The following is a 26730-nucleotide window of genomic DNA, read 5'->3' on the forward strand; positions in this document are numbered from 1 at the left end:
GTGCGTTATGGCTACACACAATGCAACACATCAAATGAAAACCTTGTGTTCCACATGTTCTTTACGCGAACTGTGTTTGCCTGTCGGACTAATGCCTAACGAATTTTTACAATTGGATGCGGTGATCCGTCAAAGCCGCCGTCTGAAAAAAGGCGAGTACTTATTTCGCGCCGGCGAGCCGTTTACCTCTTTATTTGCCATCCGTGCAGGTTTCTTTAAGACAACAGTCGCCAGCCAGGATGGACGGGATCAGGTAACCGGCTTTTTTATGTCGGGCGAGCTGATCGGGATGGATGGGATTTGTTCCCATATTCATAGTTGTGATGCTGTGGCTTTGGAAGACAGCGAAGTATGCGAGCTTCCGTTTACGCACATTGAAGAACTCGGTCAGGATATTCCCAGCCTGCGCTCTCACTTTTTCCGCTTGATGAGCCGTGAAATTGTCCGAGATCAGGGCGTGATGTTGCTTTTGGGCAATATGCGCGCCGAAGAGCGCTTGGCCGCATTTTTGCTTAACTTATCTCAGCGTCTCTATTCCCGAGGTTTTGCCGCCAACGATTTTATCCTGCGGATGTCGCGTGAGGAAATCGGCAGCTATTTAGGGCTGAAACTGGAAACGGTCAGCCGCACCTTATCCAAATTCCATCACGAAGGCTTGATTTCGGTTGAACACAAGCACATCAAAATCCTAGATGCGACAACTTTGAAGAAAATGGTTTCCGGTTGTTCGCACGCTATCTGAATCTGAGGCCGTCTGAAATTGTTCAGACGGCCTTTTTAACACAAGTTAAAGAATAATTGTTAAGTTACGCAAGTGATAGTTAGATGTTAAATTGAAAAGTCTTCAACGACCGGCGTGTACAGAATGCGGTCAACCGCTTCGCGGGTCAGTTTTGGTGCAAACATCTGTATAAAATCATAGGCATAACCACGCAGGTAAGTGTCGGTGCGCAAGGCTATCCAGGTGGGCGACGGCTCAAATAAGTGAGCCGCGTCTATCAGCTGCAAATCTTGATCGACAACGGGATCGTAAGCCATTTTGGCCATCAAACCCACGCCTAAGCCTAAGCGTACATACGTTTTCAATACATCCGTATCGGCAGCCGATAAGGCAACATCAGGTTGCTCGATATGCGCTTTATTAAAGGTACGCGCAATGCTGCTGCCGGAGTTGAACGCAAATTCGTAAGTAACCAGCGGAAAAGAAGCCAAATTTTCAAGGCTTAAAGGATTGCGGCAGTCTAAAAGAGGGTGGTCGTGCGGGACAATGACGGCATGGTTCCATTCATAGCAGGGCAGTTTGCCTAACTCGGGGTGATCGTCAATGCGTTCGGTAATAATTGCCAAATCTGCTTCTCCGCTGCTGACCATTTGGGCAATAGCGGAAGGGCTGCCTTGTTTGATGGTCAAATTGACCTTAGGGTAGTTTTTCACAAATTCTGCAACGATTTTAGGCAATGCATAACGTGCCTGGGTGTGCGTCGTGGCAATGGTCAGGGAGCCGCTGTCATGATCGGTAAATTCGCTGCCGATATTTTTAATGTTCTGTACATCGCGCAAAATCCGTTCCGAAATCTCTAACACGGCTTTGCCCGGTTGCGAAACGGAAACCACACGCTTGCCGCTGCGGATAAAAATTTGGATACCCAATTCTTCTTCAAGCAGGCGGATTTGTTTGGAAATGCCGGGCTGGGATGTAAAAAGCGCATCGGCAGCCTCGGAGACATTCAGATTGTGCCGGTAAACTTCAAGGGCGTAACGTAATTGTTGCAGTTTCATGGTAGCAGTATCGGATACGTTGTTATTGTGGATTTTGTGCGACAAACGGTCTGTAATTTAACATATTTTGCCCAGTTTTGCCCCGAGTTTTGAAAATGGTTGTTTTTAATGAAAATATCTTTTAATGATATGAAAACAGGAAATGCAGGAAGGAAGAGGGAAAGGAATTTTGTTGTTTTTGTACAACTTCGGGTAGGTGAATTGTCTGATTTTGCCCTAAATTAATGACACAAGATTGATTTTTCGGCATGATTAACTACTAGGAAGCAGGCACTTCATAATTGTTTGAAGGCATCGAGTATTGACAGTTTGCCTTGCGCTTCTTTATAGTGCAACCTGATATATCCGATTTGTCGCTGTTTTGATACTGCGGCCTGTATATTGGTACTTTGCAGCGGTTGCTTTCCTAGTCCGCCGCATAACAATTTGATGAGGGAATAAAATGACCAAACAGCTGAAATTAAGCGCATTGTTCGTTGCCTTGGTTGCCTCTGGCACCGCAATGGCCAGCGAAGCGCATACCAAACACGGTTACACCGTAAGCAGCCAATCTCAAGAAATCGTCCGTAACAACTACGGCGAATGCTGGAAAAACAGCTACTTCGACAAAGCTACCCAAGGCCGTGTTGAATGTGGTGACCGCGAAGCAGTTGCTCCTGTACAACAAGCTCCTGAGTATGTTGATGAAACTGTTTCTCTGTCTACTAAAACTCTGTTCGGCTTCGACAAAGATAACTTGCGTCCTGAAGCTCAAGAAAACCTGGACGCTTTGGCCCAACGCCTGAGCAACGAAAGCGTACAAACTGTACGTGTTGAAGGTCACACTGACTTCATGGGTTCTGAGCAATACAACCAAGCTCTGTCTGAGCGTCGTGCTAACGTAGTTGCTAACTATTTGGTAGGTCATGGCGTTGCTTCTAGCAAAATCTCTGCAGTAGGTCTGGGCGAATCTCAAGCTCGCATGACTGCTACTTGTGAAGCTGAAGTTGCTAAACTGGGCAAAAAAGTTTCTAAAGCTAAGAAACGTGCTGCTCTTATCGCTTGTATCGAACCTGACCGCCGCGTTGATGTTAAAATCCGCAGCGTTGTCACTCGTCAAGTTGCTCCAGGCCAAACTATCGAAGGTCAAGGCGAATTGCCTGCTACTGATGAAGGTTGGATCCCAGCTCCTTACAATGGCGTTCACGGTTACGCTAAACCTTAATCGGTTTGTGAAAAATGCCCTGCGATATGCGGGGCATTTTTTATGGCTTGTATTTGAGTAATTAAGATAATTCGTGATTTCAAAATGAGAAGGGCCGTCTGAAAGATTTATTTTCAGACGGCCTTTTATTAAAACAGTTTAGTTTGGCCCGGGCCATTTCCATACGCACATCGCTGCCAGTATCGTACAGATTAAAAAAATAATCCTGGATAAGCCATGCCAAATGCCGAATGTTCCGCCTACTAGGGATAAGAGCCAGTTATCCAGTCCGTACTTGTGCGCCTCGATAACCGGCGTAACCAAAAGATGATTACAGGCTAAGAGTAGCCAAAGTACCAAAACCCACCAAGAGAGGGAGGCCAGTTGCCGTCTGAAAAAGGCATAGGCTGCGCCAAAAATAACTAAGCCGCATATTGCGGTAATGGCAAACAAAATGCCGGCGATTTCGCCTGCCAGCATCTTAGGCAGGAGATGGAATAGGATGGGGGCGACAATATAGCCTGCTGTCAGTTGCATGCCTAGCCAAATGGCAGCAGCGGTTTGAGTGATTTTGTAGGGCAGACTCATCTGGTTTCTCTTTGGGAAATTCTGTTTTAGTTGTGATGGTGTAACAAAAGGCCGTCTGAGAACGTTTTCAGACGGCCTTGAGTTTATTTAGATGTATTGTACGGAAATAATATCATATTCACGCACGCCGCCGGGGGCCTGAACTTCTGCAACGTCGCCTTCTTCTTTTCCGATCAAGGCACGGGCAATTGGGGAGCCAACGTAGATTTTGCGTTTTTTAATGTCTGCTTCGTCTTCGCCGACAATTTGGTAGGTTACTTGTTCTTCGGTTTCCAAATCTTCCAGTGTTACTGTTGTGCCGAATACGATTTTGCCTTCGGCATGGATTTCGGCAGGATTGATGATGTGGGCCATAGAGAGTTTGTGTTCCAGCTCGGCAATACGGCCTTCGATAAAGCCTTGACGCTCTTTGGCGGCTTCGTATTCTGCGTTTTCAGACAAGTCGCCGTGTGAGCGTGCTTCGGCGATGGCTTCGATGACTTCTGGGCGTGCTACGCTTTTGAGGTGTTGAAGTTCTTGTTTCAACAATTCTGCACCGCGGACGGTCAAAGGGATTTTTTGCATTGAGTTCTCCATGAAAGCATGATGATGCTTTTAAAATTTTATCCGGCCACGCGCGGGAGCCGGATTGGAAATAAAAATACAAGCCGCCAAAGCTTGGCGGCTTGATGAATAAATAAGTAATGCCTGTATTCTACCAAATTCTGCCGAAACCGCAATGATTAAAACGGGTTTTCAGTAAAGTGTTGTTTTCTGTCTATTTTGTTTTTTCAGACGGCCTGCAAACTAAATATTGAAGTATTTCAAAGCTACGCTTGAAAAACGGTTTCGTAAATGAATGGTTTTGATTAAAATGCTTGCTAATAATTCTTAAGGATTAGTCTGCTTTAATTATATAAAGAGAATATATGGAAACAAAACCAACTTCCCAAAATGAACAACAGGCTAACCGCCGTTATTTGACTGTTTGGCGATGGCATTTCTATGCCGGACTTTTGGTTGCGCCGTTTTTAACCCTGCTCGCTGTTACAGGGTTGGGAATGCTGCTATTTGCCAATATCACCGGTAAAGAAGGCGAACGCATACATGTTACGCCGCAGGCAGTGGTTCAGCCTTTGTCGGCTCAGGCTGAAGCTGCCAGACAGTTTGTGAATCCGGAAACTGCTTCTGTAGTGCAGTATATTGCGCCGCGCGCAGATGATATGGTTGCCGTATTCCGCGTGAACAATGACGATAAAGCCACTATGGTTGCTGTTGATCCCTATACGGCAAAAGTCGTGAACACGATGCCGCGCGGTCAAGGCTGGTATCACACGATGGATGAAATCCACGGCGATATGATGATGGGTGCGACTGGTGACTACCTGTTGGAAACTGCTGCGTCGCTAACCATCATCATGATTGTGACCGGTATTTATTTGTGGTGGGTAAAACAGCGTAGTCTGAAGGCCGTCCTTTTACCTAAAGCAGGCAAAGGCCGTTCTTGGTGGCGTAACCTACACGGTGCGGTTGGCTCTTGGGTTTCTTTGATTTTGCTGCTGTTCTGTTTGTCTGGTATTGCTTGGGCAGGTATTTGGGGCGGTAAGGCTGTGCAGGCATGGAGCCAATTCCCAGCCGGCAAATGGGGCGTGGAACCTAATCCGGTATCTTCCGTGCCAACTCATGGCGATGTGTTGAATGATGGCAAATCCAAAGAAGTACCGTGGATTTTAGAGCTGACGCCTATGCCGGTTTCCGGTACGACACTGGGCGAAAACGGCATTAATCCGAGCGAGCCGATGACGTTGGAGACGGTTGACCGCTTTGCACGCGAAATTGGCTTTAAAGGCCGCTATCAGCTTAATTTACCTAAGGGTGAGACCGGTGTATGGACGCTGTCGCAAGACTCAATGAGTTACGATATGATTAGTCCGACCGCCGACCGTACGGTACATATTGATCAATACAGCGGCAAAATCCTGGCTGATATTCATTTCGATGATTACAACTGGTTTGGTAAATTCATGGCGGCAAGTATTGCTTTGCATATGGGTACACTGGGCTGGTGGAGCGTGTTGGCGAATGTTGTGTTCTGCCTGGCGATTATTTTTATCTGTGTCAGCGGCTGTGTGATGTGGTGGAAACGCCGTCCTTCTGAAGCGCGTGGTTTGGTTCCTCCTGCGCAGAAAATCAAATTGCCGGTATGGTGGGCAATGGCTGTGCCACTTCTGATTTTGGCTGTGATTTTCCCAACGGCCGTTGCCGCAATCGCTGTTATTTGGATTTTGGATACATTGTTGTTATCACGTATTCCAGCATTAGCAGGATGGTTTAAATAACCGCCCGATGTAATTCAAGGCCGTCTGAATCTTTTGTTTCAGACGGCCTTTTTTATAGAGGTCAAAAGTAGGGGGTTATGATTCTGTTTAAGTTTATGCGTGAGATGGGAATTGTGATTGGCTTACAGGATTGTGTAAGAAAGACGAGGAGATCTTGTATAAAAACAAAAAACCCACTTCATTGAAGTGGGTTTTTGAAGAAAGCGATTAACCTTTGCGAGCAGGCAATTTTTCTTTAATGCGGGCCGCTTTACCGGTCAGGCCACGCAAGTAGTACAGTTTGGCGCGACGTACGTCACCACGGCGTTTAACTTCGATTTTTTCTACGGTAGGAGAGTACAGTTGGAAAGTACGTTCTACACCTTCGCCGCTAGAGATTTTGCGAACGATGAAGTTGCTGTTCAGGCCACGGTTGCGGCGGGCGATAACCACACCTTCGTATGCTTGCAGACGGCTGCGAGAACCCTCAACCACGCGTACAGATACGACAACGGTGTCGCCTGGAGCGAATTCAGGGATTTCTTTGTTCAAGCGAGCGATTTCTTCTTGCTCTAATTGTTGAATCAAGTTCATTTGTTTTTCCTAAGTTATGATTGGATTTCCTGTTGCTCTTGCAAGATTTCTTTTAAGAGGCGGGATTCCTTTGGGATTAAACTGCGCTTTTCCAATAAATCGGGTCGGCGCTCTAAAGTGCGTCGCAGCGATTGTTTCAATCGCCACTCGGCAATCAAGCCATGATTTCCTGAACGTAAGACATCAGGAACCATCATGCCTTGGAATTCTACGGGTTTGGTGTAATGAGGACAGTCTAAAAGGCCGTCTGAAAATGAGTCTTGTTCGGCTGACTGTATATCGCCCAATACACCCGGTACCAATCTTAAGACGGCATCCATCAACATCATGGCGGGTAATTCACCGCCCGAGACAACAAAGTCGCCAATGCTGATTTCTTCGTCCACACTGCGTTGTAACAGTCTTTCATCTATGCCTTCATAGCGTCCACATAGAAGGATAAGATGGGGCAGTTCGGCAAGTTCTGCGGCTTTTTTGTGTGTCAGCGGCTGACCTTGCGGACTGAGATAAATTACTTTGGCAGGTTTTTGCGAGTTTGTTTTAGCTTCTTCAATTGCCGCTTGAAGCGGCGGTGCCATCATAATCATTCCCGGGCCGCCTCCGAAGGGGCGATCATCGATATAGCCAAGTTTGTTGTCGGCAAATTTTCGGGGATTGATGGCTTGAAACTGCCAAAGGTTTTGTTTTCTTGCCCTGCCTGTAACGCCATATTCGACAATACTGTCGAACATCTCTGGAAAAATGGTGATGGCTTGAATCAGCATCAGTAGTCCAAACCCCAGTCGGCGATAATGGTTTTGCTGTCGGTATCAACAGATTCGATATAGTTGGAGACGAAGGGAATCAGGATTTGTCCGTGTTCGCCTTTAATCATCAAAACATCATTCGCGCCGGTTTCCATCAGGTTGCTGACTTTGCCGAGGACGATATTTTCTTTGTTGATGACGGTCATGCCGACTAAATCTGCCCAGTAGTATTCGTCTTCCTCAGTAGGGGCGAATGACTCTCTGGGAATTTCGATGGTATAGCCGCGCAAGGCAAATGCTTGATCGCGATCGTCTATACCTTCAAATTTGACCTGAAGTTCGCCATTGACAATTTTACCTGTTTCAAGCGTGACATTCAGGGTTTTGCCATCCTTGCATAACTGCCACTCTGGGTAGTCCAGCAGGCTGTCGGTGTATTCGGTATTGGCGGCAATTTTAAGCCAGCCTTTAATGCCGAATACGCCTTTGATGTAGCCCATGGCTACCCGTTTTTGAGTGTCTGTCATGGTCGTTTCAGCTGATTAAGCAGCGATTTTTTGCTCTTTAATCAGTTTGGCAACTGCATCGCTAACTTTCGCGCCTTGAGCGACCCAGTGGTTGATGCGGTCTGCGTCGAAACGTACGCGTTCTTGTTTTTCGTTGGCAACGGGGTTGTAGAAACCTACGCGCTCGATGAAGCGGCCGTCACGACGGTTGCGAGAGTCAGTTACGACTACGTTGAAGAAAGGGCGGTGTTTTGAGCCGCCGCGAGCCAAACGGATAACTACCATTTTGAGTCCTTTTGAAAAATGCGGATATATAGAAACCGCTAATTTTAGGATATTTCACACGGGTTATGCAAGTTTTTATTTGTTTTTGTTGCTGTTTTGCCATTCGTTCAAATCGAGGCTTGCTTGATACAGTCCGCGGTCGGTTTCCAACGGGGTAACGGTAAATCCTGATTTTTCAGCGAGTTTGAGCATTGGTGTGTTTTCTTTGAGGATTTCCGCATTCATGGTTTGATAACCTTGCTGTGTGGCAGTTTGTATAATGAGGCTCATCATTTTGCCGGCCAAGCCGGTTTTGCGGGCTTCGGCGGCCAATGTAATGCCGAATTCGCATTCGTTGCGATTGATGCGGCTATAACGGCTGACTGCGACGATACGGCCGTCTGAAGCGAAGGCGGCCCATGCGCATTCGTTATGGAAATCGGGGCGGGTCAGCCGTGCGAGTGTAGGCTGCGGCAATTCGTTGGTGTGGGTCATGAAGCGCGTATAGCGGTCGGCCGCAGGTAATTGGCGGACAAATTTTTGTTTGGCTTCGGCATCTTCAGGCTCTAGTGCGCGAATGTGCAGGGTGTTGCCGTCGGGCAGGACGAATGTGTCGGTTTGATTCGGGTAGGGGGCGAGTACGTTTTGTATTTCGGGTGTTTCGGTTTTAGGGTGCAGCAGTTCGGACGCGGCTTCGCCGGTGTTGCGTAGGAATTCGGCTGCAGCCGGATTTTTTTGTTGGAGGTAGGCGGCGGCACTTTGCATTTTGGCGGCGGCTTGTTCTAAGGTTTGGACGGCTTTTTTGGGGATTTTGGTTGTCGGCGCGGCTGGTTTTTCCACAATTTCGGGAATGATGGTGCTGCTGTATTGGCTGCCGTTGTAGTTGAGGATGATGTCGCCGATATGCTGATTGTTGTGGATAAGCGTGTTTAGGGAGTGCAGGAATTGATTGAGAACGGAAGTGTTGTCAAGTTCTGCAAATTGGCTTAAACGCTGGATATCGAGCGTGGTAAAGGGCGGTAATGCGGCTTGGGTTTGGCCGTTGTAATGGGCGGTCAGGATCTTGCCGTAAATGGGATGACGGCTGAATCGGAATTGAACGGCATTGTGCTTTTGGGTTTGGAACGGAGGCAGGTATAGGGCTTCTGCCATCAGTTCGGTTTGACCAGATGCAATGGCTTTATCGATACTTTTGTTTTTAGGCGTTTTCAGACGGCCTGTTTTGGCCGGGGCGGGGGTGTTTTGCGCTTGTTGCAAACAGGCGGTTTGATTGCGGAAATAAAGTGTCAGCAAGGCTTCTTCCGGGGTGTTGAACCGGGTCAGGCCGTCTGAAAAACGATGGCTGATGAGAATGGGCTTGCTGGTTTTTTGTGCTAAGTTATTCAGTGTTTGATGAATGCCGTACGCATCTGGTGTGTCCGGCGAAATAATGCCGAGCAGGGCTTGGGTGTGCGGATTTTGCAATTGTTCGAGTGCCAGGCGGTGGATGCGTGCGGGCGTGGGGTCGCTGCCGATGCAGCCTTGTTGGATGGATGGTGCGTCGGTTGGAAGGTTGAGAGTCAATTGGCAGGCATCGGCGGTGCTGCGCAGCCATTCTATCGGCGTATCGGACAAAATAGTGGGATGGGTAATGACGGGAATGCCGGAAAGATGGGCTTTTAAGGCTGCTTCGAGTTCGTTGGTATTGAATACCGGCAGGAAGTTGCAATGGCGGCTGAGGCTGTGTAGGACGGCTTTGTCTGTGTCGTCGGTGTAGTGTGTGGACAACAGGATAAGCGGGGTGTGGCGTGCAAAGTGTCGGATGGCGCTGAACAGCTCGCGTTGGTTTTCGGCCGGATTGTAGTGGATGACGGCAACTTTGGTATGGCGGTTGTGGCCGAAGCGGTTGAGCCAGTCGGCGGATGTGGTGGGGCTTAGGTTGTAGTTGAGGCTGATATGGCGCGATACTCCTTGATGCATTGTGTTCAGCAGATGGTTGATGTTGCGGCTGACAGTGCTGTGGCCGGTGAGTAATGCGATATGGCCGGCCGGATAGTCGGCTTGGGTGCCGATATTGAGATTGAGTGAGGGAAGTTGGACGCCTGCGCTGTTACAAACGCTGATGTTTAATTCGTCGCCGTGATATTTTTGAATGATGGAACGGGCGTTTTTGCAGGATTCGGGCGGCAGGTTTTCCCAATCTTGGATCAGGATAATGTGGCGCAGGCCTTTTTTGCGGCAGGCTTTGAACAGTGTGTCGTAATGGTCGTGCGGGATGACGGCGACAACTAAGTCGGCCTGGCCTGGAATTTTGCTGAGGCTGGAGTAGGAAGGGAGTCCGGCGACGCTGCTGTGGCGGAGATTGACGGGCGTGATTTTGCCTTGATATGAGGAACCGAGCAGGTGGCTGAAAATGCGTTCACCAAGGCTGTGCGGACGTTCGCTGGCGCCGACAAGGATGATGTGTTCGGGCATGAAGAAGTAGCCGGTTTGGACGGTTGCATTCATGATGGTTCCTTATTTGTGTTTTGGGCCGTCTGAAGAGTTTCAGACGGCCTTATTTTTAGGCTTCTTTTTTGTCTCCGGCTTTCTTTTTGGGAAGGATAAAACGCATCCTCAGGCCGTTGGGTTTGATATTTTCAGCAATGATTTTGCCGCAGTGCTGCTCCATGATGTGTTGCGTCAAGGCAAGTCCCAAGCCGGTGCCGGGCTTGTGTGCGCTGGAGTCGGCACGATAAAAGGCGGTAAAAATATGCGGAAGCTGCATTTCATCGACACCCGGGCCGTTGTCGGTAACATCGATAATCCAGTGTTTGCCGTCTTGTCCGATATGGGCCTGAATGGTACTGCCTTCCGGACTGTAGTTGATGGCATTGCGGATAACGTTGTCAAAGGCGCGGTACAGATAGCCTTCGTTGGCACTGATCACGGCATTTTCAGGGATTTTGGGGTCAATGCTCAGGGTAACGCTTTGATTGTTTTGGTGGGCAATGCTTTGGTTGTCCTCAATCAAGTTGGTTAGGAACGGAACGAGTTTGAGGTTTTCTTTTTCCAAAGGAATATTGGAAGTCTCTAGGCGGGAGAGGGTCAATAATTCACCTACCAAAGTATCCATGCGCACCAGCTCGCCTTCAAGCCGCTTGAGGTATTGCTCTTGTTTTTGCGGCTGAGATTGAATCAGGCCGACAATTGCCTGCATGCGCGCCAGCGGCGAACGCATTTCATGAGAAACGTGGTGGAGCAAATGACGCTCTTTGGCCACAAGTTTTTCCAATTTTTCGGCCATTTTGTCGAACTGTACGGCAAGGTGGGACAATTCGTCGTCACGGTCGTCAACTTGCTGGGAAATGCGGGTTTCGAGTTCGCCGTTGGCTACCCTGTCCATACCGCCGCCAAGAATTTTAATGGGCTTGGTGATGTTGTTGGCAAGGATATATGCCATCAAGAGGCCGACGATGATGATGAAAGACAGAATAATAAATTCGTGCCAAATCGGCGAAAGCGGCAGGCCGGGAATGAAAAGCGGGCTGGGCAGGCGTTGGGCTTGATGGTTATCCCAGCCTTTAATGAAGAAGAGGTATTCTTCGCCGAAACGGTCGTATTCGATGTGGGCTAAATCGGATTCGGGATTGTTGATGGCGAAGATGCGGGCGCGTTCGATGGACAGGCTGTCGATGTTGCGGCCTAAAATATCTTTTTTATCGTCGCCGGTAATCACATAAACGGCATTGGAAACCGGATTGTTTTTCCATTCCGAAAGAATTTCGCGCGCACCGCTGTCTCCGCGCGAGTTGAACGCGGAGATGATGCTGCTCATCAATGTGGTTTCGATGGTGCGGCGTTGGTTGAATTGGTTTTCGGCGAGGGTGTTTTGTACCAGCCAAAATGAAAAACTCGCCACAAAGATTGCGCAGACGATGACTGCGCAAAATGTGGCGAAGATGCGTTGAAACAGTTTCATTGATCTGTTTAATCTTTAGTTTTTAACAAACAGGTAGCCTAAGCCGCGTACAGTTTGAATCAGGGAGGCATCGCCCAGTTTGTGGCGGATGCTGGAGATGTGTACGTCGATGCTGCGGTCAAATTTAGCCAGTTTGCGGTCGAGTGCCTCGATGGATAGGGTCTCTTTGCTGACGACTTGTCCGGCGTGGCGCATCAAAACTTCGAGCAGGTTGAACTCGGTGCTGGTCAATTCGAGCGGAGTGTCTTTGATGCTGGCTTGGCGTTTGGCAGGGTAGAGGACAACGTCGCTGACGGAAATGCTGTTAGGCGCGTTGTTTTGTTCGTTGCTGTGTTGCGCACGACGCAGGATGGCGTTGATGCGGGCCAAGAGTTCGCGCGGTGTGCATGGTTTCGGAACATAATCGTCCGCACCCATTTCCAGACCGATGATGCGGTCGATATCGTCGCCTTTCGCGGTCAGCATGATGATGGGCACGGTGCTTTGGGTGCGTACGTTTTTCAGTACGTCCAAACCGTTCATTTTAGGCATCATGGAGTCTAATACGACGACATCGTATTGTCCGGTCAGAATTTCTTGGACGCCGGCTTCGCCGTCGGGAACGCTATGAACGTTGAGGCCTTCGGCAGTCAGGTATTCGGTCAGCAATTCGGTCAAGAGAGCATCGTCATCTACGAGTAATACGCGACTCATGGAATTTCCTTTTCGTGATTGTATGCGCCGCGGTACTAAATGGCAGTACGGCGCTTAAAATAGAGTTGTGTTCAATCTTAACATGCAATCTGCTTTTGTTGATAGCGTAATTTTCTGTGCTTTTGCGCTTTTTTGCATAGAAACTCGCTGCTCTTTACATTTTCAGACGGCCTGTAAGGACAAACTGACAATTGGGTGTGTTTTGTTCAGGGTTTGTCGCATGATTGGGCGGTTTGGTGTTTCGGTGCATTGATGAAATCTTTGCAATCGGACAAAAGTTTGGGCAGCAAGGGGGCGAATGCCGGGTGGCTGCGTATTTTGTCGGCGTAGAAATACATCATATAAGGGTAATAATATTGCATTGCCTGCATCCATTGCGCACCTTCTTCTTTTTTGCCTTGCCGGTAGAGGTAAAGGCCGACTTGGTAGGCGCTGGAGTAGGGGCGGTAGGTCAGGGCTTTGAGTGCGGCTTCTTCCGCCCACGGACGGATGTAGGCATCGGTCGGATCTGCACGTTTGCTCAAGCTCAAATCGGCGTAATAGGCAAGCATGGGGCTTTCTTTGGAAAGTCGTTGCAAGCCGTCGACTTTGTTTTGAACTGTTTGCTGATCATCGGTTTTCCCTACACGGCTATATTGGGTCAGATTTTGATATTCCCAGCTGAGGTTTGCCATGCCGATTAAAATCGATAAAGTGGCTATACCGCCTGCCCATTGTCTGATTCGGGTAGATAAAGGGCCGTCTGAAACATCTTTCGGATAAGAGGGTGTCAACGACAGAATCAGGCTGAATACGGTGAGGAAGTAAATATACCAAAGCGGATATTCAAGCATGCTGTGGCAAAGGCTGACGGCGGCGGCAGTCAGTAAAAACAGCGAGGCCGGTGTTTGGTTGCGGCCCAACAGTCGCCACACGGCTGCAAGCAGGGTTAAGGCTGCGAGCAAGGTGCCGGCAATGCCCATTTCGGACAATAACTGCATAACGATGTTGTGCGAATGGGTAAACAGTACGCCGAGGATGTTGTTGGGAAAGTATTGTTGTTGGGCATTGATCAGGAAGGTTTGCTGGGCAAAGCTGTTCCAGCCGTGGCCGAACCAAGGTGCAGATTGAAAGGCAATCCATGCTTTGCTCCATTCGATTTGGCGCATGGAACCTTCAAAACCGCTGGTGCCTGCGCGTTCGACAGCGGTTTCGTATTTGATGTTGCCAAACAAGTCCAGCAGGCTGCCCATACCGAATTGGAAAGCGGCGGCCAGGATGGCGGTCAGAAGGAAAATGCACAGTGCGCGTTTGTGTTGGAAACGGGTACGCCAAAACCATAACGGCGTAATCAGGAATAGGGCGGCAATGTAGCCTAAGATGGTGCGCGAGTTGACCAGGCCGAGGGTTGCGGTCAAAGCCAATACGAACAGAAAACCTGCTGCATTGGACATTTTGCGTGCCGTCCATAAATAGGATGCCGCCAAAATGCCCCACATTAAATAATGTCCCAAGTGGTTTCGTTGGCCGAGTTGGCCGTTTACGGTACCGTTGCTTCGGGCAATGATGCCGTTCAACCACTCTACGTTGGACCAGCCTTTAAATTGCAACCAGACGATGGCGGCCTGTATGGTTGCCCCTATCAATAAAGACCAAGCAAAGATGCTGACGACGCGTTCCTGTCCGTAAGCTGCTACCCAGCCGCGAACCGACCATGCACCCAGTGCCAAAATGACAAAGGTCCAGGCAGTGATGTCGCTCATACCGGGGTAGGTGGAATGCATGAGGCGCGCTTGGAGCGACCAGAATGCGGCCATGGCAAACAAACCGATACTGAGTGCGGGAAGGCGGATATTCAGCAGGCCTTTGTGTGCGCTAATCAATGTCAGTACCAATGAGCCGCTCAGTGAAATGGCTTCCAGGTAAAAGCTGGGTAGTGGGCCGACTCGGTAGAGTGAGAGAAAAGGGACGGCGCAAATCCAAAGAAAACTGAGCCATAAAGGCCAAAAGGTTTTTACTGAAGATTCGGCTAGGCCGTCTGAAAGTGTGTGGTAGGTCATTTTAATGTGTGTTTTTGTTGTTTGATAAATGCAAGGCAGCCGAGGAAAAAGGCAATGCACAATAATACGGAAACGGCGGCGCAAATCCGGCTGGCGAGAGCCGTGTCTGCCAGGCGCATACAGGCTTCGGCAAAGTAAATCAGAATCAGCATGGAGCTGTATTGGTAAGTGTAGATGCGTTTTTTCAAAATGCCGGTCAACGGCAGGCACAAAGGCAGGGCTTTCAGTGCCAACCATGAGCCGCCTTCGCGCAATGGCGCGATCCATAATTCCCATGATAAGGAAAGCAAAATCAAAAGGATAAGGCTTATGGAAGTTGCAAGGTAAGGTAACGGGGAGCGTGTATTGTTCACAATATAAAGGGCGTAAGCCATACTGGAAAACTTGAAATTATACCGCTAAAAATGCAGGGGGAGACAAGAATATTGCTTAAGGATATTTAAGAAAGAATTTATTGTTTTTCTTTAAATTAATGAAACTTTATCCTGTTTTATAGTCTTATTAATATATTTATCAAATAAAGATTGTGCTATTATTATAGACACTTTATCTCAGGAGGATAGAAAACCATGAATCGCGTTGCTGACGTTATCCGTGATGATATTAAAGTAATGACAGCTTATCAGGTTGCCGATTTGCCGGAAGGTTTTATTAAGTTGGATGCTATGGAGTGTCCGCATCATCCTTTCGCCGGATATGAATCTTTGTTGTCAGAATGGGCGGATATAGTAAAAGAAGCACCGATTCATTTGTATCCTCATACAGCCAAGAGCGGGATTTATGAAGAATTAAGGGAAGTCTTCGGTATTCCCGGCAAGGCGGAAATCGCATTGGGCAACGGCTCCGATGAGCTTATCCAGTTTTTGACCATGCTGGTTGCCAAACCCAATGCGTGTGTATTGGGTATTGAGCCAAGTTTTGTTATGTATCGTCATAATGCCGCGCTTTATGGCATTGAATATGTCGGCGTTCCCTTAAATCCGGACTTCACTTTAAATCTTCCTGCCGTTTTGTCCGCGATTGAGCAACATCAGCCGTCATTAATTTTTATTGCCTATCCCAATAACCCTACCGGCGTGTGCTTTAAACGAGAAGAAGTAGAGGCGGTTGTTCGTGCGGCAACCGGCATTGTGGTTGTTGATGAGGCATATGGTGCGTTTCATCATGACAGTTTCCTTCCGTGGGCGGGAGAAGTTGAAAATCTGGTCGTAATGCGTACCATCAGCAAAATCGGTTTTGCCGGATTACGGATGGGGTATGCGGCGGCAAGCCCGGGCATTATTGGAGAGCTGGCCAAAATCCTACCTCCTTACAATATGAATCAATTGAGTTTGGCAGCGGCGAAATTCTCATTGAAACATCATCCAATTATTCAGCAAAACATTGATACATTGAAAAACGAGCGTTCGCGCGTAATGAATGAATTGTTGAAATTAAACCGTTTGGAAGTTTTCCCAAGCGAAGCCAACTTTATTACCGTTCGCGTTCCTGATGCGGACGGACTGTTTGAAACATTGAAGCAAAACCGCATACTGATTAAAAAGCTGCATGGAAGCCATCCGCTTTTGGATCAGTGTGTCCGCATAACCATAGGCTCGGCAGCGCAAAATGATGCCGTCTTGGCCGTTATTAAAAACCTTTACCCCAATCTTTGATTTCAAGGAAACTACCATTATGAACAAAGCTCAACTGCATTTGACCAATTTTCTGTTACTGGTTGAAGAAGCCGGCTCATTGACCAAGCTTGCACGCGCATGCGGTTATGAAAACTCCGCCTCCCTGTCTCAGCTCAAACGCCGTTTGGAACAACAAGCAGGCGACGAGTCTGCGCGCGGCATCCGTCCGAGCCTGGCTGCGAAGTTGGAGTCCGGTATGCACAAACGCAAAGGCTGGCTGAACCGTGATCACAGCAAAGACCAAGAAAAAGCAGCAGCGGTTGAAGCGGCACGTTTGGAAAAACAAACCGCCGAAGCAGATGCCGGTGTTTCAACCGAGGGCCGTTTTGTTACTGTTACCCGCAATACCTGCGAAACCCAAATTACCGTCAGCCTCAATCTTGATGGCACCGGTAAATACCGCTTTGATACCGGCGTTCCTTTCCTTGAGCATATGCTTGCCCAAGTAGCGCGTCACGGTTTGATTGACTTGGATATTACCTGCAAAGGCGATTTGCACATTGACGACCATCACACAGTTGAAGACATCGGTATCGTGGTTGGTCAGGCCCTGAAACAAGCGCTTGGCAATAAAGCCGGCATTACCCGTTACGGCCATGCCTATGTTCCGCTGGATGAAGCATTGAGCCGTGTGGTCATCGACCTTTCCGGCCGCCCCGGTTTGGTATACAACATCGACTTTACCCGCGCCCTGATCGGCCGTTTTGACGTCGATTTGTTTGAAGAATTTTTCCACGGCCTTGTGAACCACAGCATGATGACCTTGCACATCGATAACTTGAGCGGACGTAATGCGCACCATCAAGCCGAGACCGTTTTCAAAGCCTTCGGCCGCGCCCTGCGCATGGCAGTCGAATACGATCCGTGCATGATTGGTCAAACGCCTTCTACTAAAGGCACGCTGAGCGAAGAATCTGTTCAAGAAGAAGCGGAAGCCGCATCAGAAGAATAAGGCAGCGTTTGAATGAATAAAGGCCGTCTGAAACCGATTGGGATTTCAGACGGCCTTTATTATTCATCTTGTATGGTGGCAATATTTTGTTTTAAACCATCTTTTGCTACAATCATTCTTATTATTATATTAATCATTAAATGTTTTCAGACGGCCTGAGGAGAAGCAATGAAAGTAGCGATTGTCGATTATGGAATGGGAAACCTGCATTCAGTGTTGAAATCGGTTCAGGCGGCGCAGGTCTTGTCCAAGCAAAATGCCGAGGTTTATCTGACTTCGCGGCCTGAAGAAGTGATGGTGGCGGATAAGGTTATCTTTCCGGGGCAGGGCGCCATGCCGGACTGTATGTCTGCGCTGAAGGCCAGCGGTTTGGGCGAGGCGGTTTCAGACGGCCTGAAAAACAAGCCGTTTTTTGGAATTTGCGTAGGTGCGCAATTATTGTTTGAACACAGCGAAGAAGGCGATACAGATGGTTTGGGTTGGTTTGAAGGCCAAGTCAAACGGTTTTTGCCCAATCAGACCGATGCGCAAGGAGGCCGTCTGAAAGTGCCGCATATGGGCTGGAATACAGTACGTCAAACCCGTCCGCATCCTTTATTTCAAGACATTGGGCAGAAGGAGTATTTTTATTTTGTTCACAGCTATTATTTTGCGCCGAAAAATGAAGAGATTGTTTTAGGCGTCAGCGAATATCCGAATGAATTTGCCTGCATTGTCGGTCAAGACAATGTGTTTGCCACACAGTTTCACACGGAAAAAAGCCATCAGGCAGGATTATTGCTGCTGCGGAATTTTTTAAATTGGCAGATTTGAGGTTTTTAACATAAATCTGCTAAAAATCGCTAATTTGTGTAAAATATACTGAAACTGAATAGAGGAGAAAAAAATGCTGTTGATACCTGCCATTGATTTGAAAGAAGGACGTTGTGTCCGCTTGAAACAAGGCTTGATGGAGCAGGCGACGGTGTTTTCCGATTCGCCGGCAGAGACAGCTTTGCATTGGCGCAACCAAGGCGCACGCCGTTTGCATTTGGTTGATTTGAACGGCGCATTCGCAGGCGTTCCTCAAAATTTTCCGGCGATTAAAGAAATTTTGGCCGCCGTGGCCAAAGATATTCCAGTACAGCTTGGCGGCGGCATCCGTGATTTGGAAACCATTGAAAAGTATTTGGATTTGGGTCTGACTGATGTGATTATCGGCACGGCTGCGGTAAAAAATCCTGAATTTGTGCGCGAAGCATGCAAGGAATTTCCGGGGCAGATTATCGTCGGCTTGGATGCCAAAGACAGCATGGTGGCAATAGACGGTTGGGCAACGGTAACGGAACATCATGTCGTCGATTTGGCCCAACGTTTTGAAGACGATGGCGTCAACAGCATTATTTACACCGATATTGGCCGCGACGGCATGATGAGCGGCGTGAATATCGAAGCCACCGTCAAATTGGCCCAATCCGTGAATATTCCGATTATCGCTTCCGGCGGTTTGACGAATTTGGATGATATCCGCGCATTGTGTGCCGTCGAAAACGAAGGCGTAAGCGGAGCGATTACCGGCCGTGCAATTTACGAGGGAAGCATTGATTTTGCACAGGCGCAAAAACTGGCCGATTCTTTGGCTTAAGTGTGTCGGATTATGCGGATAAGACCTTGCAGGCCATTAAAACGCAGCGGCTGACGCAGCACACAAAAATGCACTCAAAGGGATTGCCTGTATAGGTCATGGGTTTATATCTATTTGAAATAATTATAAAAACAACCCAATCGATATTTTATTAAGGGATTAGTATGCTTGAAGCGTTTGTTTTGGGTTTTTGGATTATCTGGTCATCTGACCGAGAAGTGTATCCGCTAAGCGAAAGTTTGTGGTTTACACTGATTGCAGTGATATTGCGGCAGCTGACGGCGTTTGATTTGCCGATTATCGATACCTATTGGATGATTTTCAACGGGATAATATGGGCATTTGCCGGTTTGATTTTCGCCATTGTTGGCCGTATCGACAGCAATTTTATTATTTCCTGTGTGTTGGCGATGATGGCCGGTATCGGTTATTTTCAGCTGTTGCAACATTTGCCGGATTGGTTGGGCAAATTTTTGGCCTGACGGTTTCAGACGGTCTGATAACGGATAAGAGGTATTGGGTATGGCATTGGCAAAACGAATTATTCCTTGTCTGGATGTAAAAGACGGCCGCGTGGTAAAAGGCGTCAACTTTTTGGGTTTGCGCGATGCAGGCAATCCGGTTGACGTTGCCAAACGCTACAACGATGAAGGCGCGGATGAGTTGACCTTTTTGGACATCACCGCTTCCAGCGACAATCGCGATACTATTTTGCACGTTATCGAGGCGGTCGCTTCGCAAGTTTTTATTCCATTAACCGTCGGCGGTGGTGTGCGTACGGTTGCCGATATCCGCCGCCTGCTCAATGCCGGTGCCGATAAGGCCAGCATCAATACGGCCGCTGTAACCAATCCTGAGTTGGTAAACGAAGCGGCCGGTTTTTTTGGTTCGCAAGCGATTGTCGTTGCTGTCGATGCCAAAGCGGTCAACCCTGAAAACACCCGTTGGGAAATCTTTACCCACGGCGGACGTAATCCGACCGGTTTGGACGCGGTGGAATGGGCTGTCGAAATGCAGCGGCGCGGCGCAGGCGAGATTTTGCTGACCAGCATGGACCGGGACGGCACCAAGCAAGGTTTCAATCTGCCGTTGACACGCGCGGTCAGTGAAGCGGTCGATATTCCGGTCATTGCTTCCGGCGGCGTCGGTTCGGTTCAACACTTGGTGGACGGTATTAAAGAAGGGAAGGCCGATGCGGTATTGGCCGCCAGTATTTTCCATTTTGGCGAAGCGAGTATCCGCGAAGCAAAACTGGCCATGCGCGAAGCAGGAATCGAAGTGCGTTTGTGATTGCTATCCAAAGGCCGTCTGAAAAATATGGGAGAAAACGCGAATGTCGAATATAAACGAAACGCTGCTGAATGCCGTAAAATTTGATGAAAAAGGTTTGGTTTGCGCGATTGCCCAAGATTGGCAGACACACCGTGTGCTGATGGTTGCCTGGATGAACGCAGAGGCCCTGCAAAAAACCGTAGAAACCGGTTTTGCCCACTATTACAGCCGTTCCCGCCAAAAACAATGGATGAAGGGCGAAGATTCGGGGCATACGCAAAAAGTACACGAATTGCGCCTGGATTGCGATGGCGACGCTGTGGTTATGTTGATTGAACAAAACGGCGGCATTGCCTGTCATACCGGGCGCGAAAGCTGCTTTTACAAAGTTTGGCAAGAGGGTGCATGGCAGACAGTGGATGCCGTGTTGAAAGACGAAGAAGCAATTTACGGACATAAACATCCTTAAGGCCGTCTGAAAGAAATAAGAGAAACCGACCATGACCGATACCATCCTTACCCAAATCCAAAACGTCATCGATTCGCGCAAAGGCGGCGATCCCGATGCTTCTTACGTTGCCCAACTTTTGCACAAAGGCGAAGACAAGATTTTGAAAAAAGTCATCGAGGAAGCGGGTGAAACCTTGATGGCCTCTAAAGATGGCGGCGGTGAACATTTGGTTTACGAAGTGGCGGATTTGTGGTTTCACACCATGGTTTTATTGGCGCATCACGGATTGCGCGCCGAAGATGTGGTCAACGAGCTTGCGCGCCGTCAAGGTTTGTCGGGATTGGTGGAAAAAGCTTCTCGCAAAGAATCTTGAATTTATATTACAATCCCGTATTTGACCTGTTTCAGAATCCGTCTCTTGGGGCAAAAACGATTTCACTTTGTTTAGCGAAACCCGTTACGCCCGTTTTCAGACGGCCATTGGAGCCATTATGGATAATTGTATTTTCTGCAAAATCGCCGCCAAAGATATTCCGGCACAAACCGTTTACGAAGACGATGAGATGCTTTGTTTCAAAGACATCCGCCCTGCCGCGCCGGTACATCTGCTGCTGATTCCAAAAGTACACTTCGATTCACTGGCACACGCCACTGCCGAACATCAAACCCTGTTGGGTAAAATGATGTTGAAAGTCCCTCAAATCGCCCAAGAGGCAGGTTTGACCGACGGTTTTAAAACCCTGATCAACACAGGTAAAGGCAGCGGACAAGAAGTCTTCCACCTGCATATCCATATCATGGGTACGCCCGCATAATTATTATCTCTTTTTAAATTAAACAAATTCAAGGATTTATCATGGGTAGCTTCTCTCTTTGGCACTGGATTATCGTACTGATTATCGTCGTTTTGGTATTCGGTACCAAAAAATTGCGCAACGTCGGCAAAGACCTCGGCGGCGCAGTGCATGACTTCAAACAAGGCCTGAACGAAGGTACAGACGGCAAAGATGCCAAAAAAGACGAAGTCATCGAACACAAAAAAGACGAAGACAAAGCATAATCCATGTTTGATTTCGGTTTGGGCGAATTGCTGCTGGTCGGCGTTGTTGCCCTGATAGTGTTAGGCCCCGAACGTCTGCCGCAAGCCGCGCGCACGGCCGGGCGTTTGGTCGGTAAATTGCAAGGCTTCGTCAACAACGTCAAGCAGGAACTTAATACTCAGGCTGAGTTGGACGAATTGCGCAAAGTCAAGCAGGAATTTGAAGCCGCCGCTTCGGAGTTTCGCGACGGTATCAAAGACTTGGGCGATGATGCACAAAAAAATCTGAATGATATTTCAGACGGCCTCAAGCCGTGGGAACGCCTGCCCGAACAAAAAACGCCAGCTGATTTTGGTGTGGACGAGTTCGGTAATCCTCTGCCTGATTTGGCGCCAAGCAGCACTGAAAATGAAAGTGCGGCCCAAGTTTCTGAAGAGGGTGGGGCAGCGCAAACCCAAGAGCCTGCCGGGGCTGAAAATGCCGAGTCCGAGCAAGACCGCGCTTGGCGTGAGTATTTGACCGCATCGGTTTCCCCCGCTCCGGCGGTTGAAGTCAGCTATGTCGAAGCCCCTGCCGCCGATGTTCCTCCGCTGCATACGACATCTCTGCGTAAGCAGGCGATGAGCCGCAAGCGCGATATGCGCCCGAAATTCCACGCCAAACCCAAACTGCGCGTCCGTAAGTAAAAAGTGAGTCAACCGGTGTCCGAACCTCAACACGAACAACCCGTCCAACCGCTTATCGAGCATCTTCTCGAGCTGCGCCGCCGCATGATGTGGATCGTCATCGGCATCGTCGTCTGCTTCTTGGGCATGATGCCGTTTGCCCAGCAGCTCTATACTTTTGTTGCCGAACCATTGATGGCCAATCTGCCTAAAGATACCAGCATGATTGCGACCGATGTGATCGCGCCGTTTTTTGTGCCGGTAAAGGTTACCTTGATGGCGGCGTTTCTGCTGTCCTTGCCGCACACGCTGTATCAAGTCTGGGCGTTTGTCGCCCCGGCCTTATACCAAAATGAAAAGCGTTTGATTACGCCGCTGGTGTTGTCCAGCGTAACGCTTTTCTTCGTCGGTATGGCTTTTGCCTATTTTCTGGTGTTTCCCGTTATTTTCAAATTCTTGGCCGGTGTAACCCCTGTCGGCGTCAATATGGCGACCGATATCGACAAATACCTGTCCTTTATTTTGGGCATGTTTGTCGCATTCGGTACGACGTTTGAAGTGCCTGTTGTTGTGGTGTTGCTTGCCAAAATGGGCATTGTTTCGACCGCTCAGCTTAAGAACGCCCGTCCGTATGTTATCGTGGGTGCGTTTATCGTGGCCGCAATCATCACGCCGCCTGACGTGATTTCTCAAACCCTGCTTGCCGTTCCGCTGATTCTACTCTACGAAGCAGGTATTTGGTTCAGCCGTTTTGCCAAGGCCAAAACGCAGCAGGAAGATGGGGATACACCGCAACCGCCGGCGGAAATTTGAGAATAAAGGCCGTCTGAAGGATTTTTCAGACGGCCTTTGTGTTTATGACAGTTTTAAATTTTAAGGAGCAACATGATGAATGTTCAGGATATCGTACAAAAACGTTACAGCACCAAATCTTTTGATGCCTCCAAAAAAATTTCAGCCGAAGATTTTGCCCAAATCGAAGCGGCACTGCGCTACAGTCCTTCCAGCGTCAATATTCAACCTTGGCATTTTGTGATTACGGATAATGAAGCAGGTAAGGCACGGGTAGCCAAATCTGCAGAAAATTTTCCGTACAACCTGCCCAAAATCATCAACGCTTCACATGTAATCGTATTTGCGGCGCGGGTGCATGCCGATGAGGACTATTTGGCAGGCGTGTTGGAACAGGAAGATAAAGACGGACGTTTTGCTACGGCTGAAAATAAGCAAATGGGCGATAATGCGCGCCGCACTTTCTTGGGTATCCACCGCAAGCAAATGCAAGACGAAACCCAATGGTTGTCGTGTCAAGTTCATATTAATTTGGGCTTTACCCTGTTTGCCGCCGCGGCCTTGGGTGTGGATGCCGTTCCGTTGGAAGGGGTGGATATGGCTGTTTTAGATCAAGAATTTGGTTTGGCTGAAAAAGGTTATCGTGCTGTTGCCGTTGTCGCATTGGGCTATCGCGCCGAAGATGATTTTAATGCCAAATTGCCGAAATCACGTTTGGAAAACGAGGTAATTTTTACTAAGGTATAACCGAGGGGCTTGGTTTCAGATCATTGAAAAAAGCCATCTGTTTCTATCTTATTGAGAAGCGTAATGTCAGGCCGTCTGAAAATAAACTACTTTTCAGACGGCCTTTTTATTGTTCTTGTTTTTCTTTGTCCTCCTTACTTTCAAGCATCTTACAAAAAGGGTTTGGAAAAATAGGTGCTTATATTTTGGCCGGATTTAGCCGTACGATTTCATGGGTAAATGTGTTATCGTATTCATATATGTTAAAAAACATTAATAAATTTGTATTTTTCTTACAGAGAAAGGCTTCAAAATGGATGGATGGACTCAAACGTTGAGTGCCGGTACCTTGCTCGGTATCGCCGCCGCAGCGATTTTGCTGATCTTGATTTTGATTGTAAAACTGCGCGTTCATGCCTTGCTGACGTTGGTATTGGTCAGCCTGCTGACTGCTATCGTAACAGGCCTGCCTATGGGCAGTATCGTCAATGATGTGTTGGTCAAAAACTTTGGCGGCACGCTCGGCAGCGTAGCGTTGCTGGTCGGTTTGGGCGCAATGCTCGGCCGTTTGGTGGAAACTTCCGGCGGTGCCCAATCTTTGGCGGATGCGCTGATTCGGATTTTTGGTGAAAAACGTGCGCCGTTTGCCTTAGGCGTGGCTTCTTTGATTTTCGGTTTTCCAATTTTCTTTGATGCTGGCTTGGTGGTGATGTTGCCGATTGTATTTGCAACGGCACGCCGCATGAAGCAAACTGTTTTGCCCTATGCGTTGGCATCTATTGGCGCATTTTCGGTCATGCACGTCTTCCTGCCGCCACATCCCGGCCCGATTGCCGCTTCTGAATTTTATGGCGCAAACATTGGTCAACTGCTGATTTTGGGTTTGCCGGTTACCTTGATTACTTGGTATTTCAGTGGCTATTTATTGGGTAAAGTTTTGGGTCGCAGCATTCATGTGCCCGTTCCTGATCTGCTCAGCGGCGGTACGCAAGATAACGACCAACCGAAAGCGCCTGCAAAAGCATCTACAGTCATCGGCATTATGCTGATTCCTATGTTGTTGATTTTCTTGAATACTGGTTTGTCTACTCTGATCAGCGAGAAAATGGTCAGTGCGGATGAAGGCTGGGTGCAGTTTGCACGAATGCTCGGTTCTACACCGATTGCTTTGCTGATTTCTGTTTTGGTAGCCCTGTATGTATTGGGCAGCAAACGTGGCGAAAAAGCCAGCGCTTTGGAGAAAACCATTGATGGCGCATTGGGCCCGGTTTGCTCGGTTATTTTGATTACCGGTGCGGGCGGTATGTTCGGCGGCGTATTGCGTGCTTCCGGTATCGGTAAGGCTTTGGCCGACAGCATGGCTGACTTGGGTATTCCTGTTTTGCTGGGCTGTTTCTTGGTGGCTTTGGCTTTGCGTATTGCGCAAGGTTCTGCGACTGTTGCATTGACTACCGCTGCCGCATTGATGGCACCGGCCGTTGCGGCGGCAGGTTTCAGCGATTGGCAGATTACTTGCGTGGTATTGGCGACGGCGGCGGGTTCCGTCGGTTGCAGCCACTTTAACGACTCAGGCTTCTGGCTTGTCGGCCGTCTGTTGGATATGGATGTGCCGACGACCTTGAAGACATGGACGGTCAACCAAACACTTATCGCACTCATCGGTTTTGCTTTATCGTCAGTGTTGTTTATCTTGGTTTAATCGAAAACGGCCGGCAGATAGTGTTTTTGAGATAACACAATCCGCCTGTTTTCAAATACCGTTAAAATCCAGATAAACAAGGAGTAGAAAAATGACGACACATTTTGTCATGATGGGCGTATGCGGTTGCGGTAAAACCACGGCCGCACTCTCGTTGCAAAAATATCTTGATCAATGTCCCTATGCCGAAGGCGATGATTTCCATACCCAAGCCAACCGCGACAAAATGGGTGCCGGTATTCCGCTGACGGATGAAGACCGCTATCCTTGGCTGGGCAATTTGCGTGACTGGATGATAGAGCAGGCAAAAAACGGGGAAAAATATTCCATCGTTACTTGTTCCGCACTCAAACGCCAATACCGTGATATTCTGCGTGGTGCGGAAGGGAAGGTGGCTTTTATCCATCTGACTCCGCCTCAAGCAATCAATCTAGAGCGTATGCTGTCGCGTCAGGGGCATTATATGAAAGCCGGAATGCTGGATTCGCAGCTGGAGATTTTGGAAGAGCTGGGTGCGGATGAGTACGGTGTCAAAATCGACAATCCGGGTTCGCCTGAAGCCGTTGAGGCAGATATTGTGAACTGGGTAAAAGCGCAAGGCTTGATTTAGTAATGAACAGAAATGAAAAGGCCGTCTGAAATATTTCAGACGGCCTTTTTTGATGAGATTTAGAATGTTTTTTGCGAATCAAGCAATAAGGTAACCGGCCCGTCATTGCAAAGAGAAACCTGCATATGGGTTTGGAATCTGCCGGTTTCGACAGTCAGTCCATGTTCGCGCAAAAGTTGCGCAGTATATTGATAGAGTTTATCCGCTTGTTCGGCAGGGGCGGCATTGGAGAAGGACGGACGGCGGCCGCTGCGCGCATCGGCGTAAAGGGTAAACTGGGAAACTAGCAATATCGAGCCGCCGACATCTTTGAGCGATAAATTTAATTTGCCGTTTTCGTCTTCAAAGATACGCAGGTTGGCGGTTTTGTCCGCAATGTATTTGGCGTCTGCTTCCGTGTCGGCGTGGGTAACACCGAGCAATATCATAAATCCGTTGTCGATTTTGCCGCAGGTTTCGCGGGAGTTTTCGGACAAAACGTCAACTTTGGCTTGGGTAACTTTTTGAATAACGGCGCGCATGATGTTTTTGAATAAAAAAAGTTTGTAAAAAAGAGCGTAAAAGACACGCCCTTTGGGTTTGAGTATGGTTTCA

The 26730-nt window shown here is 48.5% G+C and carries 31 protein-coding genes; 18 read left to right on the forward strand and 13 right to left on the reverse strand.

Annotated elements, in window-relative coordinates; genetic code table 11:
- The first annotated feature begins 7 nt into the window (after positions 1 to 7).
- On the forward strand, positions 8 to 742 hold the full coding sequence (gene fnr / locus ACTHUG_RS02635) for a fumarate/nitrate reduction transcriptional regulator Fnr (RefSeq protein WP_003748691.1): 735 nt from the start codon (positions 8 to 10) through the stop codon (positions 740 to 742).
- A gap of 86 nt (positions 743 to 828) precedes the next feature.
- Here fnr and ACTHUG_RS02640 read toward each other — a convergent pair whose 3' ends face one another.
- Positions 829 to 1779, reverse strand: a complete 951-nt coding sequence (locus ACTHUG_RS02640; protein ID WP_440386160.1) for a CysB family HTH-type transcriptional regulator — start codon at positions 1777 to 1779, stop codon at positions 829 to 831.
- Between the two features lie 442 nt (positions 1780 to 2221).
- On the opposite strand from ACTHUG_RS02640, the gene ACTHUG_RS02645 reads away from it, so the two are divergent.
- Entirely contained in the window at positions 2222 to 2983 is a 762-nt protein-coding gene (locus ACTHUG_RS02645; protein ID WP_003748686.1) for an OmpA family protein, read from the forward strand.
- A 138-nt stretch (positions 2984 to 3121) separates the two neighbouring features.
- Here ACTHUG_RS02645 and ACTHUG_RS02650 read toward each other — a convergent pair whose 3' ends face one another.
- Positions 3122 to 3550 carry a DUF4149 domain-containing protein gene (locus ACTHUG_RS02650; RefSeq protein WP_293210198.1) on the reverse strand — a complete coding sequence of 143 codons (429 nt, stop codon included), beginning with the start codon at positions 3548 to 3550 and terminating at the stop codon, positions 3122 to 3124.
- A gap of 87 nt (positions 3551 to 3637) precedes the next feature.
- Positions 3638 to 4114, reverse strand: coding sequence for a transcription elongation factor GreA (greA, locus tag ACTHUG_RS02655; protein WP_440386110.1), 477 nt, complete (start codon positions 4112 to 4114; stop codon positions 3638 to 3640).
- A 344-nt stretch (positions 4115 to 4458) separates the two neighbouring features.
- Between greA and ACTHUG_RS02660 the strand changes: the two genes are divergently transcribed.
- Positions 4459 to 5868: a PepSY-associated TM helix domain-containing protein gene (locus ACTHUG_RS02660; RefSeq protein WP_440386111.1), complete on the forward strand. Its 1410-nt coding sequence runs from the start codon at positions 4459 to 4461 to the stop codon at positions 5866 to 5868.
- 207 nt (positions 5869 to 6075) lie between these two features.
- On the opposite strand, the gene rplS is transcribed toward ACTHUG_RS02660, so the two are convergent.
- From rplS to ACTHUG_RS02705, 9 genes are all read right to left on the reverse strand, one after another.
- Entirely contained in the window at positions 6076 to 6441 is a 366-nt protein-coding gene (gene rplS, locus ACTHUG_RS02665; protein ID WP_003679470.1) for a 50S ribosomal protein L19, read from the reverse strand.
- Positions 6442 to 6455: 14 nt separating this feature from the next.
- On the reverse strand, positions 6456 to 7205 hold the full coding sequence (gene trmD / locus ACTHUG_RS02670) for a tRNA (guanosine(37)-N1)-methyltransferase TrmD (protein ID WP_295697833.1): 750 nt from the start codon (positions 7203 to 7205) through the stop codon (positions 6456 to 6458).
- A complete protein-coding gene (gene rimM / locus ACTHUG_RS02675; RefSeq protein WP_036493152.1) occupies positions 7205 to 7714 on the reverse strand; it encodes a ribosome maturation factor RimM in 510 nt (169 codons plus the stop codon). Before rimM ends, trmD begins: the two co-directional genes overlap by 1 nt.
- A 15-nt stretch (positions 7715 to 7729) precedes the next feature.
- Positions 7730 to 7978 (reverse strand): 30S ribosomal protein S16, encoded by a 249-nt coding sequence (gene rpsP / locus ACTHUG_RS02680; protein WP_003684452.1) that lies wholly within the window; start codon positions 7976 to 7978, stop codon positions 7730 to 7732.
- A 75-nt stretch (positions 7979 to 8053) separates the two neighbouring features.
- Complete coding sequence (locus tag ACTHUG_RS02685) at positions 8054 to 10444, reverse strand: GNAT family N-acetyltransferase (RefSeq protein ID WP_440386112.1); 2391 nt, start codon at positions 10442 to 10444, stop codon at positions 8054 to 8056.
- 55 nt (positions 10445 to 10499) lie between these two features.
- Entirely contained in the window at positions 10500 to 11897 is a 1398-nt protein-coding gene (locus ACTHUG_RS02690; protein WP_036493156.1) for a HAMP domain-containing sensor histidine kinase, read from the reverse strand.
- 15 nt (positions 11898 to 11912) lie between these two features.
- Positions 11913 to 12590 carry a two-component system response regulator MisR gene (misR, locus tag ACTHUG_RS02695; protein WP_003748666.1) on the reverse strand — a complete coding sequence of 226 codons (678 nt, stop codon included), beginning with the start codon at positions 12588 to 12590 and terminating at the stop codon, positions 11913 to 11915.
- Positions 12591 to 12796: 206 nt separating this feature from the next.
- Positions 12797 to 14629, reverse strand: coding sequence for a Wzy polymerase domain-containing protein (locus ACTHUG_RS02700; protein WP_440386114.1), 1833 nt, complete (start codon positions 14627 to 14629; stop codon positions 12797 to 12799).
- Positions 14626 to 15003 (reverse strand): DUF2069 domain-containing protein, encoded by a 378-nt coding sequence (locus tag ACTHUG_RS02705; RefSeq protein ID WP_440386115.1) that lies wholly within the window; start codon positions 15001 to 15003, stop codon positions 14626 to 14628. The genes ACTHUG_RS02700 and ACTHUG_RS02705 overlap by 4 nt, the downstream gene beginning before the upstream one ends.
- Positions 15004 to 15198: 195 nt before the next feature.
- Between ACTHUG_RS02705 and hisC the strand changes: the two genes are divergently transcribed.
- From hisC to ACTHUG_RS02780, 15 genes are all read left to right on the forward strand, one after another.
- On the forward strand, positions 15199 to 16284 hold the full coding sequence (hisC, locus tag ACTHUG_RS02710) for a histidinol-phosphate transaminase (RefSeq protein WP_440386116.1): 1086 nt from the start codon (positions 15199 to 15201) through the stop codon (positions 16282 to 16284).
- A 19-nt stretch (positions 16285 to 16303) separates the two neighbouring features.
- Positions 16304 to 17257, forward strand: coding sequence for an imidazoleglycerol-phosphate dehydratase HisB (gene hisB, locus ACTHUG_RS02715; protein WP_440386117.1), 954 nt, complete (start codon positions 16304 to 16306; stop codon positions 17255 to 17257).
- 168 nt (positions 17258 to 17425) lie between these two features.
- Positions 17426 to 18070, forward strand: a complete 645-nt coding sequence (hisH, locus tag ACTHUG_RS02720; protein ID WP_440386118.1) for an imidazole glycerol phosphate synthase subunit HisH — start codon at positions 17426 to 17428, stop codon at positions 18068 to 18070.
- Between the two features lie 73 nt (positions 18071 to 18143).
- Positions 18144 to 18881, forward strand: coding sequence for a 1-(5-phosphoribosyl)-5-[(5-phosphoribosylamino)methylideneamino]imidazole-4-carboxamide isomerase (gene hisA / locus ACTHUG_RS02725; RefSeq protein ID WP_440386119.1), 738 nt, complete (start codon positions 18144 to 18146; stop codon positions 18879 to 18881).
- Positions 18882 to 19045: 164 nt separating this feature from the next.
- Positions 19046 to 19363: a hypothetical protein gene (locus tag ACTHUG_RS02730; protein WP_036493171.1), complete on the forward strand. Its 318-nt coding sequence runs from the start codon at positions 19046 to 19048 to the stop codon at positions 19361 to 19363.
- Between the two features lie 40 nt (positions 19364 to 19403).
- Positions 19404 to 20171: an imidazole glycerol phosphate synthase subunit HisF gene (hisF, locus tag ACTHUG_RS02735; RefSeq protein WP_070712262.1), complete on the forward strand. Its 768-nt coding sequence runs from the start codon at positions 19404 to 19406 to the stop codon at positions 20169 to 20171.
- A gap of 43 nt (positions 20172 to 20214) precedes the next feature.
- Positions 20215 to 20622 carry a phosphoribosyl-AMP cyclohydrolase gene (gene hisI, locus ACTHUG_RS02740; protein ID WP_440386120.1) on the forward strand — a complete coding sequence of 136 codons (408 nt, stop codon included), beginning with the start codon at positions 20215 to 20217 and terminating at the stop codon, positions 20620 to 20622.
- 31 nt (positions 20623 to 20653) lie between these two features.
- Positions 20654 to 20977, forward strand: coding sequence for a phosphoribosyl-ATP diphosphatase (locus tag ACTHUG_RS02745; RefSeq protein ID WP_003679440.1), 324 nt, complete (start codon positions 20654 to 20656; stop codon positions 20975 to 20977).
- Positions 20978 to 21095: 118 nt separating this feature from the next.
- Positions 21096 to 21419 carry a histidine triad nucleotide-binding protein gene (locus ACTHUG_RS02750; protein WP_440386121.1) on the forward strand — a complete coding sequence of 108 codons (324 nt, stop codon included), beginning with the start codon at positions 21096 to 21098 and terminating at the stop codon, positions 21417 to 21419.
- A gap of 41 nt (positions 21420 to 21460) precedes the next feature.
- A complete protein-coding gene (tatA, locus tag ACTHUG_RS02755; RefSeq protein WP_003679438.1) occupies positions 21461 to 21664 on the forward strand; it encodes a Sec-independent protein translocase subunit TatA in 204 nt (67 codons plus the stop codon).
- Between the two features lie 3 nt (positions 21665 to 21667).
- Positions 21668 to 22330 (forward strand): Sec-independent protein translocase protein TatB, encoded by a 663-nt coding sequence (gene tatB, locus ACTHUG_RS02760; RefSeq protein ID WP_188211845.1) that lies wholly within the window; start codon positions 21668 to 21670, stop codon positions 22328 to 22330.
- 15 nt (positions 22331 to 22345) lie between these two features.
- Complete coding sequence (gene tatC, locus ACTHUG_RS02765) at positions 22346 to 23122, forward strand: twin-arginine translocase subunit TatC (protein WP_440386122.1); 777 nt, start codon at positions 22346 to 22348, stop codon at positions 23120 to 23122.
- A gap of 72 nt (positions 23123 to 23194) precedes the next feature.
- Positions 23195 to 23848: an oxygen-insensitive NAD(P)H nitroreductase gene (gene nfsB, locus ACTHUG_RS02770; RefSeq protein ID WP_440386123.1), complete on the forward strand. Its 654-nt coding sequence runs from the start codon at positions 23195 to 23197 to the stop codon at positions 23846 to 23848.
- A gap of 292 nt (positions 23849 to 24140) precedes the next feature.
- A complete protein-coding gene (locus ACTHUG_RS02775; RefSeq protein WP_070814810.1) occupies positions 24141 to 25526 on the forward strand; it encodes a GntP family permease in 1386 nt (461 codons plus the stop codon).
- Between the two features lie 91 nt (positions 25527 to 25617).
- The gene (locus ACTHUG_RS02780) at positions 25618 to 26136 is read left to right on the forward strand and encodes a gluconokinase, GntK/IdnK-type (protein WP_440386124.1); all 519 of its coding nucleotides are present in this window, start codon (positions 25618 to 25620) and stop codon (positions 26134 to 26136) included.
- A gap of 59 nt (positions 26137 to 26195) precedes the next feature.
- On the opposite strand, the gene dtd is transcribed toward ACTHUG_RS02780, so the two are convergent.
- The gene (dtd, locus tag ACTHUG_RS02785) at positions 26196 to 26657 is read right to left on the reverse strand and encodes a D-aminoacyl-tRNA deacylase (RefSeq protein WP_003748635.1); all 462 of its coding nucleotides are present in this window, start codon (positions 26655 to 26657) and stop codon (positions 26196 to 26198) included.
- Positions 26658 to 26730 lie beyond the last annotated feature (73 nt).

This window comes from Neisseria sp. P0022.S009 (genome assembly GCF_051956675.1).
Classification (GTDB): Bacteria; Pseudomonadota; Gammaproteobacteria; order Burkholderiales; family Neisseriaceae; genus Neisseria.